Below are 16,999 nucleotides of genomic sequence, written 5' to 3'. Positions count from 1 at the left end.
CCCGGCGGGCGGTAACCTCCGCCTCATGCCCGGCCACCTCGCACTTGTCACCGATTCCACGGCGTACCTGCCCCAGGAAGCCGTCGACCGGCACCGGATCCGGGTGGTCCCGCTCAGCGTCGCGGTGGGTGACGAGGTCTTCGCGGAAGGCGTCGAGATCTCCCCGAAGGACGTCGCCGAAGCACTCCGTTCCAAGCAGCGCGTCACCACCTCCCGGCCCAGCCCGGAGACCTTCGCCGCGGCCTACCGCGCCGCAGCCGACGCCGGTGCCCGCGGCGTCGTCTCGATCCACCTCTCCGCCGAACTCTCCGGCACCGCCGAGGCCGCCCGACTCGCCGCCGCCGACGCCCCGATCCCGGTCCGGGTGGTCGACAGCCGCCTGGTCGGCATGGCCCTCGGCGGCTGCGTCCTGGCCGCGGCGGAACTGGCCGCCATGCTGGACGCCGCAGCCTCTGCCACCTCTGGCGCCTCTGCCGCGTCCGGGGACCGCTCCGCCGAGCTCTCCGGTACGACGGAGGCCGACCTGGCCGCAGTGGTCGCGGCGGCCGAAGGGCGGGCTGCCGCCACCAGCAGCTTCTTCTACGTCGACACGCTCGAACACCTGCGTCGCGGCGGCCGGATCGGCACCGCCCGCGCGCTGGTCGGCTCCGCGCTGGCCGTGAAGCCGCTGCTGCACCTCGCCGGCGGCCGAATCGAACCGCTGGAGAAGGTCCGCACCGCCTCCCGCGCCATCGCCCGGCTGGAGGAGATCGCCGTCGACCAGGCCGCGGCCGCCGACCGGCCCGTCGACATCACCGTCCACCACCTCGCCGCCGCCGACCGCGCCGAACCGCTGGCCGAACGACTCCGCGAGCGCGTGCCCGCCCTGCGCACCCTCTACGTCAGCGAAGTCGGCGCGGTCATCGGTGCCCACGTCGGCCCGGGGCTGCTCGCCGTCGTGGTGTCCCCGGTGCTCGACGCCCCGCGGTAGCCCGCACCCGCGCGCCGAACCGCGCGGGACTCACCCTTACGAGGGACCTGAGTTATCCACACCCCCGGGTTGTCCACAGGCCCACTCGGATTCGCCGACGGTCTCCCGGTTTCCTCCTACTGTCCTCGCCATGAGGACCATCACCGGCCCCCGGGCCCGCCGCCGCCAGACCCTCGACGCCACCCTCGACCGCCTCGCCCAACTCTTCCCGCCGCCCGTCCCCGACTCCGCGCCTGACTCAACGTCAGATGCGCTGGCTGTGGCGTTGATCGACGGACCCGACCCTCCGCTCCTGCGCGATCGCGCTGCCGTCACCGAGTCGGTCCCGGGTGCGTCCGGCGTGAGCGGCGCGGCAGCGGACCGGCCCGAGCAGTCTCGGGTATCGGGTACCTCTGGCGTGAGCGGCGCGGCGGCCGACTGGACCGAGCAGGCTCGGGTTTCGGGTGCCTCTGGCGTGAGCGGCGCGGCGGCTGGCCGGCCCGAGCAGTTTCGGGCTTCGGGTAGCTCCGGTATGAGCGGTGCGGCAGCGGACTGGCCCGAGCAGGCTCGGGTATCGGGTAGCTCCGACGTGAGCGGCGCGGCAGCCGACTGGACCGAGCAGGCTCGGGTTTCGGGTGCGTCCGGCGCGAGTCGCGCGGCATCGGACCGGCCCGAGCAGGTTCTCGCGCCACCCGCGCTCGACACCGTCGGCCGGACGGCCCTCGCGGCGGTGGCCGCCACCTGCGGCGAAGGCGTGCCCGGAGATGCCCCAGCCGCGTTACCGGCGTCGCCGCTGCCGCTCGCCGAGCTACCCATTCGCCTTTCCCCCGCTACCGGCGAACGGCCGACTCCCGCATCGGCCACCGGTCGGCGGATCCGTCCCGATGCTCCGTTCACTCCCGCTCCCGTTCCAGGCGCCGTTCCTGCTCCCGTTCCCGCTGCCGTTCCCGTTCCCGGTGCCGCTCCCGTTCATGCTGCCGTTCCCGGTGCCCCTCCCACTCCCGCTGCCATCTCCGGTGCCGCTCCCGCTCCCACTCCCGTTCCTGCTCCGGCTGCCGTTCCCGCTCCCGTTCCCACTCCCGCACCTGAAAACGACTCGTCGGCGTTTCCTGATGGATCGTCAGGTCCCGGGTCCGCCGCCTCCGACAAGTTCGCCGCCGCCATGTCCACCGACTCGCCCGATGCTGCCCCGCCGCTGCCGCTGCGGTTCCGTCTCCCCGCCGCGTTCGCCCTCGACCGCCGCGCCGTGCTCGGCCTCGCCGTGCTGTTGCTCCTCGCCGTCGCCTACTCCGTCCAGCACTTCTGGCTCGCCCGCCCGTACCCGGTCGCCATCCCCGCCGCGGGCATCGAATCCACCCTCGCCCCGACCACCGAAGGAGGTTCGAACCCCGCCGCCGGACCGGCACTCGTCGTGGACGTCGCGGGCAAGGTCCACCACCCGGGCCTGCGCACCCTCCCCACCGGCTCGCGCGTTGCCGACGCCGTCACGGCCGCCGGCGGCCCACTCCCCGGGACGGACACCAGTTCCCTCAACCTCGCCCGCCCGCTCGCCGACGGCGAGCAGATCCTGGTCGGCGGCGACGCCCCCGCCGTCGCACCGGGCGCGGCGCCGGCCGGCCCCGTCAGCCTCAACCGGGCGACCGCCGACCAGCTCGACACCCTCCCTGGCGTGGGGCCCGCCCTGGCCCAACGCATCCTCCAGTACCGCCTCGCCCACGGCCCGTTCCACTCCGTCGACCAACTCCGCCACGTCCCGGGCATCGGTGAGCGGAAGTACGAGGACCTCAAGCCTCTCCTGACTCTGTGACCGCACCGCGCCCGCTCCTACCGGCGGCTCGGCCCACCCTCGCGGACCGCCCGAACGCCTCGTCAACCCACCCTCCCAGCCCCTCCGTTCGAGAGGAGGTGTCCGTGTCCGTCGCCCAGCCCACCCCGCAGAGCCGTACCGACCACCGGCTCCTCCTCCCCGCCGTCACCGCCTGGGCCGTGGCCGCCGCCGTGCTCGGCCTGGAGCCCCGCCACCACCCGTCCCTGCTGCTCGCCGCACTCCTCGCCACCGTCACCGCCGGCACCCTCCTCACCGCGAAGGGCCCGCACCGTTCCTCGTACCGCCTGGTCGCCGCCGTCCTGCTCACCGCCGCCGCTGCCGTCACCACGACCGTCCTGCACACCGCGGACCTGCACCGCGGACCCCTCCCCGCCCTCGCCCACCCACCGCCTCCCACCACCGAGCCGGGCTCCGGCTCCGGCGCCGACGGCGACGCCGACGGCGACGGCGAACCCGAGCCGCCGCCCCACCCCCGCATCACCGTCGAACTGACCGTCACCGGCGACCCCAGGTCCCACGGCCCGCAAGCCCGGGGCAGCACCCTCTCCGCGCCGAACCTGACCATCCCCGCCCTCGTCACCCGCGTCCGTCCCGCCGACGACGACCGCACCCCGCCCACCGCCACCCGGACGCCCGTCACCGTGCTCGTCCGCGCCCAGGACGCCGCCCGGTGGCGGGAGTTGATCCCCTCCACCCGCCTCGCCGTCGACGTCGAGGTCCTCCCCGAACCCACGCCCGCCGCCACCCCGACTCCGGCCTCGACCCCGGCGCGCAGCCACCGCACCGACATCGCGGCCCTGCTCACCCCGCAGACCCCACCCCGTCTGCTCGCGCCGCCGGACCTGCCGCAGCGCACCGCCGCCCGCCTCCGCACGGGTCTGCGCGACGCCTGCGACCACCTCTCGCCGGACGTCCGCGGCCTGCTGCCGGGCCTGGTGGTCGGCGACACCTCCCGACTGCCCGACGACCTGTCAGACGCTTTCAGGGCCACCGACCTCGGCCACCTGGTGGCCGTGAGCGGGGCCAACCTGGCGATCATCCTGGCGGTGCTGGTCGGCGGGACACCCGCCGACCCCGACGCGCCCTCGCGGGGCGGCCTGGCGGGCATCCTCGGGCTGTCGCTGCGCACCACGGCGCTGCTCGGCACCGGCCTCACCCTGGCGTTCGTCACCATCTGCCGCCCGGAACCCAGCGTGCTCCGCGCCGCGGCGACCGGGCTGATCGGACTGCTGGCGCTCGCCACCGGCCGTCCACGGCAAGGCGTTCCGACGCTGGCGGGCGCCGTGCTGGTCCTGGTCCTGGTGGATCCGTACCTCGCCCGCTCCTACGGCTTCCTGCTCTCCGCCCTGGCCACCGGCGGCCTGCTGATCCTCGGGCCCAGGTGGACGGCCGCCCTGCGCGCCCGCCGCTGGCCGCACCACCTCGCCGCGGCGGTCGGCGCCACGGCCGCCGCGCAGGCCTTCTGCTCACCCGTCACCGTGCTGCTCGCGCCGCGGATCAGTCTGGTCGGAATCCCCTGCAACCTGCTCGCCGAGGCGGCCGTCGCGCCCGCCACACTGCTTGGCTTCGCCGCTCTGACGGCGGCGCCGTTCTCGGCCCGCGCGGCGGAACTACTCGCAGACCTCGCGGCCGTGCCGGTCGGCTGGCTGGCCACCGTCGCCCGGTACGGCGCGGAGCTGCCCGGCGCCGAACTCGCCTGGCCCGCCGGCCTGCCGGGCGCGGCGCTGCTGGTCGTCGTGCTCACCGCGCTGGCCTGGTCACTGCCGGCGCTGCTCGCCACCCACCGGGCCCGCGGCCGACCGGCCAGGGCCGTCACCGGGCTCGCGGTCGCCGTGCTGCTGCCCCTGGTGCTGCTCCGGCCCGCGTCCGTCACCCGCCTCGCCACGGGCTGGCCCGCGGCGGGCTGGCGGCTGGCGCTCTGCGACATCGGACAGGGCGACATGACGGTGCTTCAGGTCGCGCCGGGGACGGCCGTGGTGGTGGACGCCGGGCCGGACCCCAAGACGGCCGACGGCTGTCTGCGGACCCTCGGCGTCACCCGGGTGCCGGTGCTGATCGTCACCCACTTCCACGCCGACCACGCGGAGGGCGTCCCCGGCGTGCTGCGCGGCCGAGCGGTCGGCGCGATCGAGGTGACCACCCTGGACGAGCCCGCGGGCGAACGGGACCGGGTGGTGCGCTGGGCGGCCGACGACCGCGTGCCCGTCCTGCGCGCGCACCGCGGGGAGCGCCGTAGCGCCGGCCCCGAACTGTCCTGGCAGGTGCTGTGGCCGGGCCCCGACCCGGCCCCCGACGCGCCGGGTCCCAACAACGCCAGCATCGCGATCCTCGCCACCCTCGGCCCGGCCGCCGACCCGCTCCGGGTGGTCCTGCTCGGCGACCTCGAACCGCCCGCCCAGTCCACGCTGCTCACCCCGGGCCAACCGCTCGCGCAGGCGTCTCCCGGCCGGGTCGACGTCCTCAAGGTCGCCCACCACGGCTCGGCCAACCAGGACTGGTCCCTGCTGGCCGCACTCCACCCGCGGCTCGCGCTGATCTCCTGCGGCACCGGCAACCCGTACGGCCACCCCGCCCCGCAGACGGTGACCGCGCTCCGGGCGCTCGGCGCCACCGTCCTGCGCACCGACCGCTCCGGAGACATCGCCGTCCTCGGTGGCCACGGCGACCTCGCCGTGGCCACCCACCCCCACCCGTCCACGCCCTGACCCGGCGGCCACCCCACGCCCGGGTCCCACCCGGACTGCTGCCCCGCCCGCCAGTCCTGTCCTGCCCGCCGGCCTATTCCTGTCCGTCAGTCCTGCCCCACCCGCCAGTCCTGCTCTACCCCGCCCGTCAGTCCTGCTCGCGCCAGCCGTCCTGCTCGCCGGTGAGGCGGTCGAGTTCGGCGAGCAGGCGGGCGGTCCAGCCGTCCTCGGGGGCCTCGACCACGACGATCCACTGGGCGTCCTCGGCGTCGTCCTCGCCGGCCAGCGCGTCCCGGACGACCTCCACCTCGCCCAGGTCGGGCCAGCGGGCGGTCAGCTCCTCGGCGACCTCCTCCGCCGCGTCGCGGTCGGGAAGGACGAGCAATTGACGGTCATTGTTCTCGATCACGTCACCCATTCTGCCCAAGCCCGGCAGACGCCCCGCGCCGCCCCCGCGTGCATGCCGCCCGGCCCGGACAGGCCTGTCGTCGGGCCGTGCGATCCTGGTACGCGATGGCCAGGAAGAGTGCACCCGACGACCTGCTCGCCCCGCTGACCGCTGCGGTCGGCCAGGAGGAGCTGCTGCTCGACCGCGCGGTCGCCGAGGTGGTGGCGGCGGCGCGGGCGGCCGACCCGGACACCGACGTGCGCGACCTCGCGCCGGGCGCCCTCCAGCCCGGTCAGCTGGCCGAACTCACCACGCCCTCGCTGTTCGCGGAGCGCAAGGTGATCGTGGTCCGCGCCGCGCAGGACCTCTCGGCCGACGCGGTCAAGGAGGTCAAGGCGTACATCGACGCCCCCGCCGACGAAGTGATCATGGTGCTGGTGCACGCGGGCGGGGCCAAGGGCAAGGGGCTTCTGGACGCGGCGAAGAAGGCCGGCGCGCGCGAGGTGCAGTGCGCCAAGCTGACCAAGGCGAGCGACAAACTGGCGTTCATCCGGGGCGAGTTCCGCACCCTGGGCCGGGCCGCCACCGCGGAGGCCTGCCAGGCGCTGTTCGACGCGCTCGGCAGCGACCTGCGGGAACTCGCGGCCGCCTGCAGCCAGTTGACCGCCGACGTCGAGGGGCCGATCGACGAGACCGCGGTCGCCAGGTACTACAGCGGCCGAGCCGAGGCGACCGGCTTCGAGGTGGCCGACCTCGCCGTCACCGGCCGGGCCGCCGAGGCGCTGGAGCGCCTGCGCTGGGCCCTGGCGGTCGGCCAGCCGCCGACCGGCATCACCTACGCCCTGGCCTCCGGCGTCCGCAGCATCGGCCGCCTGGCCACCGCCGGCCGCAACCTGCGTCCCGCCGACCTGGCCCGCGAACTCGGCATGCCGCCGTGGAAGGTGGACCGGGTCCGCCAGCAGATGCGCGGCTGGACCGGCGACGGCGTCGCCGCGGCCCTCACCGCCATCGCCGAGGCCGACGCCGCCGTCAAGGGCGGCTCCGACGACCCGGCCTACGCACTGGAGCGCGCCGTGGTCGCCGTCGCCCGCGCCTCCCGCGCCGGCTCCCGCCCGTACTGACCGCGGACCTGACGCCCGTTCACCAACCCGCTCACCTCCGGCCTGGCCGGACAACCCCGCGCAGAGCGCCCGTCAGACCGTCCCGCCGAGCGCCCGCAGCAGTTCCCGGGTGTCCGACATCAGGGCGAGCCGCACCTGCTCGCGGTCCGGCGCGGCGCCCTTGCCCTCCTGGTACGAGCCGGACCAGCTGGTGTAGCAGGTCATCCCGCCCTGCCGGACGTACAGCACGTGGGTCAGGTAGTGCCAGGTCTTGTCACCGGCACCCGGGTCGTCCAGGTAGCCGAGGTACGCCTCGTCACCGAGGCCCGGCACCGGGGTGATCTGGTAGCGCCGCTGGTCCAGCCCGTCGCGCTGGGCCTCGAACTCCGGGCGCGGGTCGGTGACCTTGTGCAGCTGCACCTGGAGGTAGATCGAGTAGTACGCGGAGTCGCTGCCGACCTTCTTGCGGTACTGGCTGCAGTACATGTCGTCGAGCGCCCGGGTCCGCGTCGTGTAGTGGTACGGGGTGCCGGACGGCGACGGGTAGAGCTGGCCGAACGAGGTGAGCCGGGCGGTCCCGCACAGGTCGTCCACCAGCCGGTACCCGGCGGTCTGCGGCGCGGCCGGCGTCACGGTGTCGCGGTGCACCAGCGACGGCACGGTCAGCACCGTCACCGCCCACACCGCGGAGGCCACCAGCGCTCCGCCGACGCCCCACCACACCCCGCGCCCGCGCCGCCGCCCCGGACCGCCGGGCTCCGTGACCACGGTCGGAAGGCCGGTCGGCGCCGGAAACCCGGACGTCCCCGCCGCAGCGGTCGGACCGGTGTGCGCGGTGGCCCCGTCCGCGGGCCGGTACCCCGGGAACGACGGCGGTGGCGGAGTCGACATCGTTCCCCCGGGTGCTAGGTCGCGAGCGAGCGGTGGCACGCACCCTACCTGGTCCCGAAACGCCGACTGCCCGCCCGGTGGGGACCGGACGGGCAGTCGGGGAGGCGCCGGATGGTCAGGCGCCCCGATGTCCTGGGTGTACCGCACCCGCGTGGCGAACGCAGGCCGCGTGCGGTACGGGTCGTGCTACTCCCTGGTGTCCGGGTAGAGGGCCGGGCGCTTCGGGAGGGGTCGGTCGGCGGGCGCGGGTAGAGGGCCGCGGTTCACGCCGTCCGGATGGTGCCGGGTGGTGCGGGTGGCCGGAGCTGGTGATCAGGCGGCGACGTTGACGCGCTTGGTGATCGCCGACTTCTTGTTGGCGGCCTGGTTCTTGTGGATGACGCCCTTGCTCACGGCCTTGTCGAGGGCCTTGGAGGCGGCACGCGCGAGCTCGGTGGCCTTCTCGGTCTCACCGGCGGCAGCGGCCTCGCGGGCCTTGCGCAGGGCGGTCTTCAGCGAGGACTTGACGGCCTTGTTGCGCAGGCGCGCCTTCTCGTTGGTCTTGTTGCGCTTGATCTGGGACTTGATGTTCGCCACGAAAGAGCCTCAGTCTGTGTGAATCGTTGCTACGGGACGCACCCCGCGCCGCCTCCGGACCTGCTGAGAGGGCATGCCGAAGGCTAGGGTGCAGCCGCCCACGGTAGCAGGGGAGCACGTGCCCGCCCAAACCGGCGCGGCGGGCCCGGGGTTCAGACGGTGAGCAGCGGCTCGCCGTAGTGCTCCACCACCGGGAACGGGTCGTAGTAGTGGTGCAGCAGCTCGCGCCAGCGCTGGTACTCGGGGGAGCGCCGGAAGCCCTCGGTGTGGTCCTCCAGGGTCTCCCAGCCGACCTGCAGCAGGAAGCGCGAGGCGGCGCCCTCGTCCAGGCAGCGGCGCAGCTCGAGGGAGCGGAACCCGCGCTGCACCGCGATCAGCGGCCGGGCCTCGGCGAAGGCGGCCAGGAATGCTTCCTCCTGACCCGGGCGGACGTCGAGCAGCGCGCTTTCCAAGATCATGAGGGCATCCTCTCGCACGCCCACTCGGGACGGAAGGCCCGCCCGTGCTCCGGCATGGGAGGATGGACCGAAACCCAATCGACCGGATCAGAAATCGGACCAAGGTGCCCGCGACCCCCAGCAACGTGCCAGAGCCCAGCCGGACTGACCCGGCGGTGATCCGCAACTTCTGCATCATCGCCCACATCGACCACGGCAAGTCGACGCTCGCCGACCGGATGCTGCAGATCACCGGCGTGGTGGACCCCCGCCAGATGCGCGCCCAGTACCTCGACCGGATGGACATCGAGCGTGAGCGCGGCATCACCATCAAGTCGCAGGCCGTCCGCCTGCCGTGGGCGCCGCGGACCGGTGAGAACGCGGGCACGACGCACATCCTGAACATGATCGACACCCCGGGCCACGTCGACTTCACGTACGAGGTGTCCCGGTCCCTCGCCGCCTGCGAGGGCACCATCCTGGTGGTGGACGCCGCGCAGGGCATCGAGGCGCAGACCCTCGCCAATCTGTACCTGGCGCTGGAGAACGACCTCACCATCATCCCGGTGCTGAACAAGATCGACCTGCCGGCCGCCCAGCCGGAGAAGTACGCCGCCGAGATCGCGCACATCATCGGCTGCGACCCGGCCGACGTGCTGAAGGTCTCGGCCAAGACCGGCCTCGGTGTGGAGGACCTGCTCGACCACGTGGTCGAGAAGATCCCCGCCCCGGTCGGCGTCAAGGACGCCCCGGCCCGCGCGATGATCTTCGACTCGGTGTACGACGCCTACCGCGGCGTGGTCACCTACGTGCGTGTGGTGGACGGCCAGCTCACCAAGCGCGAGCGGATCGCGATGATGTCCACCGGCGCGACCCACGAGCTGCTGGAGATCGGCGTCATCTCGCCCGAGCCGAAGGTCGCCGACGGCCTCGGCGTCGGCGAGGTGGGCTACATCATCACCGGTGTGAAGGACGTCCGGCAGTCCAAGGTCGGTGACACCATCACCTCGCAGACCAAGGGCGCCACCGTGCCGCTCGGCGGCTACAAGGACCCGCGCCCGATGGTGTTCTCCGGCCTGTACCCGTTGGACGGCTCGGACTACCCGCTGCTGCGCGACGCCCTCGACAAGCTGCGCCTGAACGACGCCGCGCTGGTCTATGAGCCGGAGACCTCGGTCGCCCTCGGCTTCGGCTACCGCTGCGGCTTCCTCGGCCTGCTGCACCTGGAGATCATCCGGGAGCGCCTGGAGCGCGAGTTCAACCTCGACCTGATCTCCACCGCCCCGAACGTGGTCTACCGGGTGATCATGGAGGACGGCACCGAGCACACCGTCACCAACCCGAGCGAGTTCCCCACCGGCAAGATCGCCGAGGTGTACGAGCCGGTCGTGCGCGGCACCATCCTGGCGCCCAACGAGTTCGTCGGCGCGATCATGGAGCTCTGCCAGTCCCGCCGCGGCAACCTGCAGGGCATGGACTACCTCTCCGAGGACCGGGTGGAGCTGCGCTACACCCTGCCGCTGGCCGAGATCGTCTTCGACTTCTTCGACCAGCTGAAGTCCAAGACCCGCGGCTACGCCTCGCTCGACTACGAGCCCATCGGCGAGCAGACCGCCAGCCTGGTCAAGGTCGACATCCTGCTGCACGGCGACGCGGTGGACGCGTTCTCCGCGATCGTGCACAAGGACAAGGCCTACAACTACGGCGTGATGATGGCGGGCAAGCTGCAGAAGCTGATCCCCCGTCAGCAGTTCGAGGTGCCGATCCAGGCCGCGATCGGCTCCCGGGTGATCGCCCGTGAGACGGTCCGCGCGATCCGCAAGGACGTCCTCGCCAAGTGCTACGGCGGTGACATCTCGCGTAAGCGCAAGCTGCTGGAGAAGCAGAAGGAAGGCAAGAAGCGGATGAAGATGGTCGGCCGCGTGGAGGTCCCGCAGGAGGCCTTCATCGCCGCGCTGTCCACCGACGCCGAAGCGCCGAAGGAAAAGAAGTAGCGGTCGCACGGCCGCGCCGAGCCGGAGTCCCCGTTCGTCGGGGGCTCCGGCTCGGTGCTTTGCGAGGCTCGGTGCTCTCCTGACCGGCCGTCAGCGCAGGCCGAGCGGGACGCCCTGGACGATCAGCGCCTTGATGAGGCGGCCGAGCGCGCCGGTCAGCACCCGATCGCGCATCGAGTCGTCGCCGTGGATCAGCTGCACCAGCGCCTCGCCGCGGCCCAGGCTGATGCACTGGGTGGCGTAGCGGTAGGCGAACGCCTCGTCGGTCCGCCCGCTGAGCAGCTTGCCGAGGTAGCGGCCCTGCGGGAAGGCGGTCGCGCAGGCCATCCGCAGCCGGCCGATGCCGGGCACGTCGACGGCGGCGGCGTCGCCGATCACGTGGACGTCGGGGTGCGAGACCGAGCGCAGCCGGTCGTCGACCAGCGCCTGGCCGCGGTCGGTGACGGCCAGTCCGGAGGCCGCGGCCAGCGGGTGCGGCTCCATCGACGCGGCCCACACCACCACGTCGGAGGGGAGCGGCCCGGCGTCTGTCTCCAGCGCGTCCGGGCCGACTGCGGTGACCCGCCGGTCCTCCTCGACCTGAACGCCGAGCCGCGCGAGCACCGCCAGGACGTGCGCGCGTCCACGGGCCGACAGCCAGCCGCCGACCCGTCCGGACGCCACCAGCCGGACCTGCCAGCGCGGGTAGGCCTCGGCGAGTTCGGTGGCCAGTTCGATGCCGGTCGCGCCGCCGCCGACCACCGCGAGCGTGCCGGGCTCCGGGGCCCCGACCAGCCGGGCGCGCAGCCGCTCGGCGTGCTCGGGCGCGTACGCGTGCTCGGCGGCGCCGGGCACCGCGTCCAGGGCGGTGCGGCTGCCGAGCGCGTACACCAGGGTGTCGTAGCCGAGCGGTTCGCCGTCTGCGGTGAACACCTTCCGCCCGGCCAGGTCGAGTTCGGTGACGGTGGTGCGCAGGTGGGTGACGTTGCGGCCGCGCAGGACGCGGGCGATCTCGGGCCGGGAGACGCGGCGGCCGGCCGCGTCCTCGTGCTGGCGGATCCGGTGGCGCAGGTGCTGCTCCGGAGCGATCAGGGTCACCCGGTCCTTGCCGCGGCCGATCCCGGCCGCGGCGGACAGCCCCGCGTAGCCCGCGCCGATCACCACGATGTGCTTGCCGGTCATCTCGTTCTCCTTCGCGCCGTCCCCGCTCGCGGCGGGTTCGGAAGGGGGACGGAGTGGCCGTGCGGAGTGTGACGGTGAGCCGGGTCACACCGCGGTCAGGACAGGTGGGCGAGCTTCTCCGGGTTCACCATCACGTACGCGGCGGTGATCCGGCCGTCCTGCACGTCGAACGCCAGCACGCCGGCGACCACGCCCGGCTCGGCGTACCAGAGCGCGCCCGTCTCGCCGTTGACGACGGCCGGCACCAGCGGGTTGGCCGGGGTGACCCAGCGGGTGGTGATGTTGCGCAGCAGGCGGCCGACCGAGAGCGCGCCGAACACCGGGCGGCGGACCGCCTGGACGATCCCGCCGCCGTCGGCGTGCCAGACCACGTCGGGGTCGAGCAGGGAGAGCAGCGCGTTCAGGTCGCCGCCGGCCACCGCGGTGGTGAACGCGGAGACCACCCGGTGGTGCTCGGCCGGGTCGACGGTGGCGCGGCGGGTGCCGTCCTTGACCCGGCGGCGGGCCCGGGAGGCGAGCTGCCGGGTGGCCTGCGGGGAGCGGTCCAGCGCCTCGGCGATCTCCTCGAAGCCGACCGCGAACACGTCGTGCAGCACGAACGCCGCCCGCTCGGCCGGGGTCAGCTGCTCCATCACCGCCAGCATCGCCACCGACACCGCCTCGCCGAGCTCGGCCTGCTCGGCGGGGGAGTCCTCGACGGCGACCTGCGGCTCCGGCAGCCACTCGCCGACGTACGCCTCGCGGCGGACCCGGGCCGAGCCCAGCAGGTCGTAGCAGAGCCGGGTGACCACGGTGGTGAGGAAGGCCCGCGGGTCGAGGACGGCGCCGTGGTCCGCGGACTGCCAGCGCAGCCACGCCTCCTGCAGCACGTCCTCGGCGTCGGCGAGCGAGCCCAGCAGCCGGTAGGCGACCGCGCCGAGGTAGCGGCGCTCGGCCTGGAAGACGTCCTCGGGGCGGGCGGCGGTGTGCAGCGCGGTCGGTTCGGGCACCCGCCCACCGTAGCGCAGGCCCTGACGGGCGGTCAGCGGGGACGGCGGAGGGGAGGCCCGCGGCGGACCTCCCCTCGTGTTTCACCTGATGCGCCGTCAGTCGACCTCGGCGATCGCCTGGGCGAACTGCGCCTGGTAGAGCCGGGCGTAGGCACCGCCGGCGGCGATCAGCTCGTCGTGGCCGCCCTGCTCGACGATCGCGCCGTTCTCCATCACCAGGATCACGTCGGCGTCCCGGATGGTGGAGAGGCGGTGGGCGATGACGAAGCTGGTGCGGCCGGTGCGCAGCTCGGCCATCGCCCGCTGGATTAGCACCTCGGTGCGGGTGTCGACCGAGCTGGTGGCCTCGTCCAGCACCAGGATCGACGGCTGGGCGAGGAACGCCCGGGCGATGGTGATCAGCTGCTTCTCGCCCGCGCTGACGCCGGTGCCCTCGTCGTCGAGGACGGTGTCGTAGCCCTCCGGCAGGGTGCGCACGAAGCGGTCCACGTGCGCGGCCCGGGCGGCGGCGATCACCTGCTCGCGGGTGGCGGACTCGGCGCCGTACGCGATGTTCTCGGCGATGGTGCCGCCGAACAGCCAGGTGTCCTGGAGCACCATGCCGATGCCGGAGCGCAGGTCCTCGCGGGACATCGCGGCGATGTCCACGCCGTCCAGGGTGATCCGGCCGCCGCTGACCTCGTAGAACCGCATCAGCAGGTTGACCAGGGTGGTCTTGCCGGCGCCGGTGGGGCCGACGATGGCGACCGTGTGGCCCGGTTCGACCTTCAGCGACAGGTCCTCGATCAGCGGCTTGTCCGGGTCGTAGCGGAACGAGACGTCCTCGAAGGCGACCCGGCCGTGCACCTCGTCCGGGCGCTCGGGGGAGAGCGGCTCGGGCGACTGCTCCGGCGCGTCGAGCAGTTCGAAGACCCGCTCGGCGGAGGCGACGCCGGACTGCACCAGGTTGGCCATCGAGGCGACCTGGCTGAGCGGCTGGCTGAACTGCCGGGAGTACTGGATGAACGCCTGCACGTCGCCGATGGACAGCGCGCCGCCGGCCACCCGCAGACCGCCGACCACCGCGACCAGCACGTAGTTGATGTTGCCGACCAGCATCATCGCGGGCTGGATGATGCCGGAGATGAACTGCGCCCGGAACGAGGCCTCGTAGAGCGCCTGGTTCTCGGTGGCGAAGAGCGCGGCGGCCTCCTTCTGCCGACCGAACACCTTCACCAGGCTGTGGCCGGTGTACATCTCCTCGATGTGCGCGTTCAGCTTGCCGGTGGAGCCCCACTGCTTGATGAACTGCGGCTGGGCGCGCTTGCCGACCTTGGTGGCGACCACCACCGAGACCGGGACCGAGACCAGCGCGATCACCGCCAGCAGCGGGGAGATCCAGAACATCATCGCCAGCACGCCGACGATGGTGAGCAGCGAGTTCACCACCTGGCCCATGGTCTGCTGCATGGACTGGTTGATGTTGTCGATGTCGTTGGTGACCCGGCTGAGCACCTCGCCGCGCGGCTGGCGGTCGAAGTAGCTGAGCGGCAGTCGGGCGAGCTTCGCCTCGACCTCCTCGCGCAGCCGGAAGACCGTCCGGTTGATCGCCAGCGCGGCCAGCCGGCCCTGGAAGACGCCGAAGACGACGGCGGCCAGGTAGATGCAGAGCACCCAGAGCAGGACGGTGCCGATCTTGTCGAAGTCCATGCCCTGGCCGGGCGTGAAGTCGATGGTCTGCAGCAGGTCGGCGATGCTGCCGTCACCCCTGGCACGCAGCGCGTCGAGCGCGGCCTGCTTGCTCGGGGCCCCGGCGAACTTCGGGCCGGTGGCGCCGGCCACGATCAGGTCGGTCGCCTTGCCGAGCACCCGCGGTCCGACCACCGAGCAGCCGATGGACAGCACGCCGAGGGTGAGCACCGCGTACAGCAGCTTGCGCTCGGGGCCGAGCAGGGTGAGCAGGCGCCGGGCGGAGCCCTTGAAGTCCTTGGACTTCTCGGTGCCCGAGGCGCCCATGAACCGACCCGGCCCGGGACCGCCGCGGCGGGCGGCCGCCTCCTGGGAGTTGGAGGTGGCGGGCGCGTCCTTCTTGTCGAGGACGGGTTTCTCCGGGGTGGTCACGCCGCCTCCTGCTCGGTGAGCTGGGAGAGCACGATCTCCCGGTACGTCGGGTTGTCGGCCATCAGCTCGTGGTGGGTGCCGGCGCCGACCACGGAGCCCTCGTCGAGCACGATGATCCGGTCGGCGTCGCGGATGGTGGAGACCCGCTGGGCGACGATCACCACGGTCGCGTTCTCGGTCTCCCGGCCGAGCGCGGCGCGCAGCCGGGCGTCGGTGGCGTAGTCGAGCGCGGAGAAGGAGTCGTCGAACAGGTAGATCTCGGGGCGGCGGACCAGGGCCCGGGCGATCGCCAGGCGCTGGCGCTGGCCGCCGGAGACGTTGGTGCCGCCCTGCGCGATCGGCGCCTCCAGACCCTCCGGGAACTTCTCCACGAAGTCCTTGGCCTGGGCGATCTCCAGGGCCTGCCAGAGCTCCTCGTCGGAGGCGTCCGGCTTGCCGTAGCGCAGGTTGGAGGCGACCGTGCCGGAGAACAGGTACGGCTTCTGCGGGACCAGGCCGATCACCTCGGCGAGCTTCTCCGGGGCGATGTCGCGCACGTCCACGCCGTTGACCAGCACCTCGCCGCCGGTGGCGTCGAACAGCCGGGGGACCAGGCCGAGCAGGGTGGTCTTGCCGGAGCCGGTGGAGCCGATCACCGCGGTGGTCTCGCCGGGCCGGGCGGTCAGGTCGATCCCGCGCAGCACCGAGGCCTCGGCGCCCGGGTAGCGGAAGTCCACCTCGCGCAGCTCCAGGCTGCCGTTGCCGCGCAGCTCGGAGACCGGGGAGAGCGGCGGGACGACGCTGGAGTCGGTGTCCAGCACCTCCTGGATGCGCTCGGCGCAGACCTCGGCGCGCGGCACCATCATGAACATGAAGGTGGCCATCATGACGCTCATCAGGATCTGCATCAGGTAGGAGAGGAACGCGGTCAGCGCGCCGACCTGCATCTGGCCGCTGTCGATGCGGTGCGCACCGAACCAGAAGACCGCGACGCTGGAGATGTTCACCACGCCCATGACGATCGGGAACATCAGCGCCATCAGCCGGCCGACCCGCAGCGCGTAGTCGGCGAGCTCGCCGTTGGCGCCGCTGAACCGCTTGGCCTCGTGGTCGTCCTTGACGAAGGCGCGGATCACCCGGATGCCGGTGATCTGCTCGCGCATGATCCGGTTGACCGAGTCGATCCGGGTCTGCATGCCGCGGAACTGCGGCCGCATCCGGCTGACCAGCACCACCACGACCGCGCCCAGTGCCGGCACCACGGCCAGCAGCAGGCCGGACAGCGGTACGTCCTGGTTGAGCGCCATCACGACGCCGCCGACGCACATGATCGGCGCCGCGACCATCAGCGTGAAGGTCATCAGCGCCAGCATCTGCACCTGCTGGACGTCGTTGGTGGTCCGGGTGATCAGCGAGGGCGCGCCGAACTGGTTCAGCTCGCGGGCGGAGAACGCCTGGACCCGGTCGAAGACCGCGGCCCGGATGTCCCGGCCGACCGACATCGCGGTGCGCGCGCCGTAGTAGACCGCACCGATCGAACAGACGGCCTGGGCCAGCGACACGCCGATCATCACCGCGCCGACGCGCAGGATGTAGTCGGTGTCGCCCTTGAGCACGCCGTCGTCGATGATGTCGGCGTTCAGCGTCGGCAGGTAGAGCATGCCGATGGTGGAGATCAGCTGGAGGAGGACCAGCAGCGTGATATCGCGGGAATAGGGCCCCATTTGAGCCCGTAGCAGTCTGAAGAGCACCTCGACACTCTCGTCTTCGTCGGGGACGCGCGCATCCCAAATTCAGGTACTTGTGGAAAACCTTCGCCTGTGGACGACCAGTGCACTGCCGACCTGCGGGTGTGCCAGCTCACCACACCCCCTTACGGAACGGCCCCCCACCCCCTAGGCTGCAGATTGCCCTCTTGTTACT

Annotated in this window: 13 protein-coding genes; 5 read left to right on the top strand and 8 right to left on the bottom strand. The window is 72.9% G+C overall.

Going from position 1 to position 16,999, the window contains the following annotated elements:
• The first annotated feature begins 25 nt into the window (after positions 1 to 25).
• The 3 genes from ACWD4U_RS19190 (at position 26) to ACWD4U_RS19180 (ending at position 5,482) form a co-directional block, all read left to right on the top strand.
• Positions 26 to 970, top strand: coding sequence for a DegV family protein (locus tag ACWD4U_RS19190; RefSeq protein ID WP_363452524.1), 945 nt, complete (start codon positions 26 to 28; stop codon positions 968 to 970).
• A gap of 1,141 nt (positions 971 to 2,111) precedes the next feature.
• Entirely contained in the window at positions 2,112 to 2,756 is a 645-nt protein-coding gene (locus tag ACWD4U_RS19185; protein ID WP_363452522.1) for a ComEA family DNA-binding protein, read from the top strand.
• Between the two features lie 104 nt (positions 2,757 to 2,860).
• Positions 2,861 to 5,482 carry a ComEC/Rec2 family competence protein gene (locus ACWD4U_RS19180; RefSeq protein ID WP_363452520.1) on the top strand — a complete coding sequence of 874 codons (2,622 nt, stop codon included), beginning with the start codon at positions 2,861 to 2,863 and terminating at the stop codon, positions 5,480 to 5,482.
• Positions 5,483 to 5,609: 127 nt separating this feature from the next.
• Here the strand turns inward: ACWD4U_RS19180 and ACWD4U_RS19175 are convergent, their stop codons facing one another.
• Positions 5,610 to 5,879 carry a hypothetical protein gene (locus ACWD4U_RS19175; protein WP_363452518.1) on the bottom strand — a complete coding sequence of 90 codons (270 nt, stop codon included), beginning with the start codon at positions 5,877 to 5,879 and terminating at the stop codon, positions 5,610 to 5,612.
• 95 nt (positions 5,880 to 5,974) lie between these two features.
• On the opposite strand from ACWD4U_RS19175, the gene holA reads away from it, so the two are divergent.
• The gene (holA, locus tag ACWD4U_RS19170; RefSeq protein WP_363452516.1) at positions 5,975 to 6,970 is read left to right on the top strand and encodes a DNA polymerase III subunit delta; all 996 of its coding nucleotides are present in this window, start codon (positions 5,975 to 5,977) and stop codon (positions 6,968 to 6,970) included.
• Positions 6,971 to 7,042: 72 nt separating this feature from the next.
• Here the strand turns inward: holA and ACWD4U_RS19165 are convergent, their stop codons facing one another.
• The 3 genes from ACWD4U_RS19165 to ACWD4U_RS19155 all read right to left on the bottom strand — a co-directional run bounded on the left by ACWD4U_RS19165 (position 7,043) and on the right by ACWD4U_RS19155 (position 8,874).
• On the bottom strand, positions 7,043 to 7,717 hold the full coding sequence (locus ACWD4U_RS19165) for a hypothetical protein (RefSeq protein ID WP_363452514.1): 675 nt from the start codon (positions 7,715 to 7,717) through the stop codon (positions 7,043 to 7,045).
• A gap of 435 nt (positions 7,718 to 8,152) precedes the next feature.
• A complete protein-coding gene (gene rpsT, locus ACWD4U_RS19160) occupies positions 8,153 to 8,416 on the bottom strand; it encodes a 30S ribosomal protein S20 (protein WP_285737949.1) in 264 nt (87 codons plus the stop codon).
• 152 nt (positions 8,417 to 8,568) lie between these two features.
• The gene (locus ACWD4U_RS19155; protein WP_363452511.1) at positions 8,569 to 8,874 is read right to left on the bottom strand and encodes an antibiotic biosynthesis monooxygenase family protein; all 306 of its coding nucleotides are present in this window, start codon (positions 8,872 to 8,874) and stop codon (positions 8,569 to 8,571) included.
• 104 nt (positions 8,875 to 8,978) lie between these two features.
• Here ACWD4U_RS19155 and lepA point away from each other — a divergent pair, with 104 nt between their 5' ends.
• Entirely contained in the window at positions 8,979 to 10,847 is a 1,869-nt protein-coding gene (lepA, locus tag ACWD4U_RS19150) for a translation elongation factor 4 (RefSeq protein ID WP_363452509.1), read from the top strand.
• Positions 10,848 to 10,937: 90 nt separating this feature from the next.
• Here lepA and ACWD4U_RS19145 read toward each other — a convergent pair whose 3' ends face one another.
• The 4 genes from ACWD4U_RS19145 to ACWD4U_RS19130 form a co-directional block, all read right to left on the bottom strand.
• Complete coding sequence (locus ACWD4U_RS19145) at positions 10,938 to 12,008, bottom strand: NAD(P)/FAD-dependent oxidoreductase (protein WP_363452507.1); 1,071 nt, start codon at positions 12,006 to 12,008, stop codon at positions 10,938 to 10,940.
• 95 nt (positions 12,009 to 12,103) lie between these two features.
• A complete protein-coding gene (gene sigJ, locus ACWD4U_RS19140; protein WP_363452505.1) occupies positions 12,104 to 12,997 on the bottom strand; it encodes an RNA polymerase sigma factor SigJ in 894 nt (297 codons plus the stop codon).
• 96 nt (positions 12,998 to 13,093) lie between these two features.
• Positions 13,094 to 14,992 (bottom strand): ABC transporter ATP-binding protein, encoded by a 1,899-nt coding sequence (locus ACWD4U_RS19135; RefSeq protein WP_363452672.1) that lies wholly within the window; start codon positions 14,990 to 14,992, stop codon positions 13,094 to 13,096.
• 101 nt (positions 14,993 to 15,093) lie between these two features.
• Positions 15,094 to 16,827, bottom strand: a complete 1,734-nt coding sequence (locus ACWD4U_RS19130; RefSeq protein ID WP_363452503.1) for an ABC transporter ATP-binding protein — start codon at positions 16,825 to 16,827, stop codon at positions 15,094 to 15,096.
• Positions 16,828 to 16,999: the final 172 nt, after the last annotated feature.

This window comes from Kitasatospora sp. NPDC002522 (genome assembly GCF_053595195.1).
This window is presented reverse-complemented; position numbering and strand designations above follow the sequence as displayed.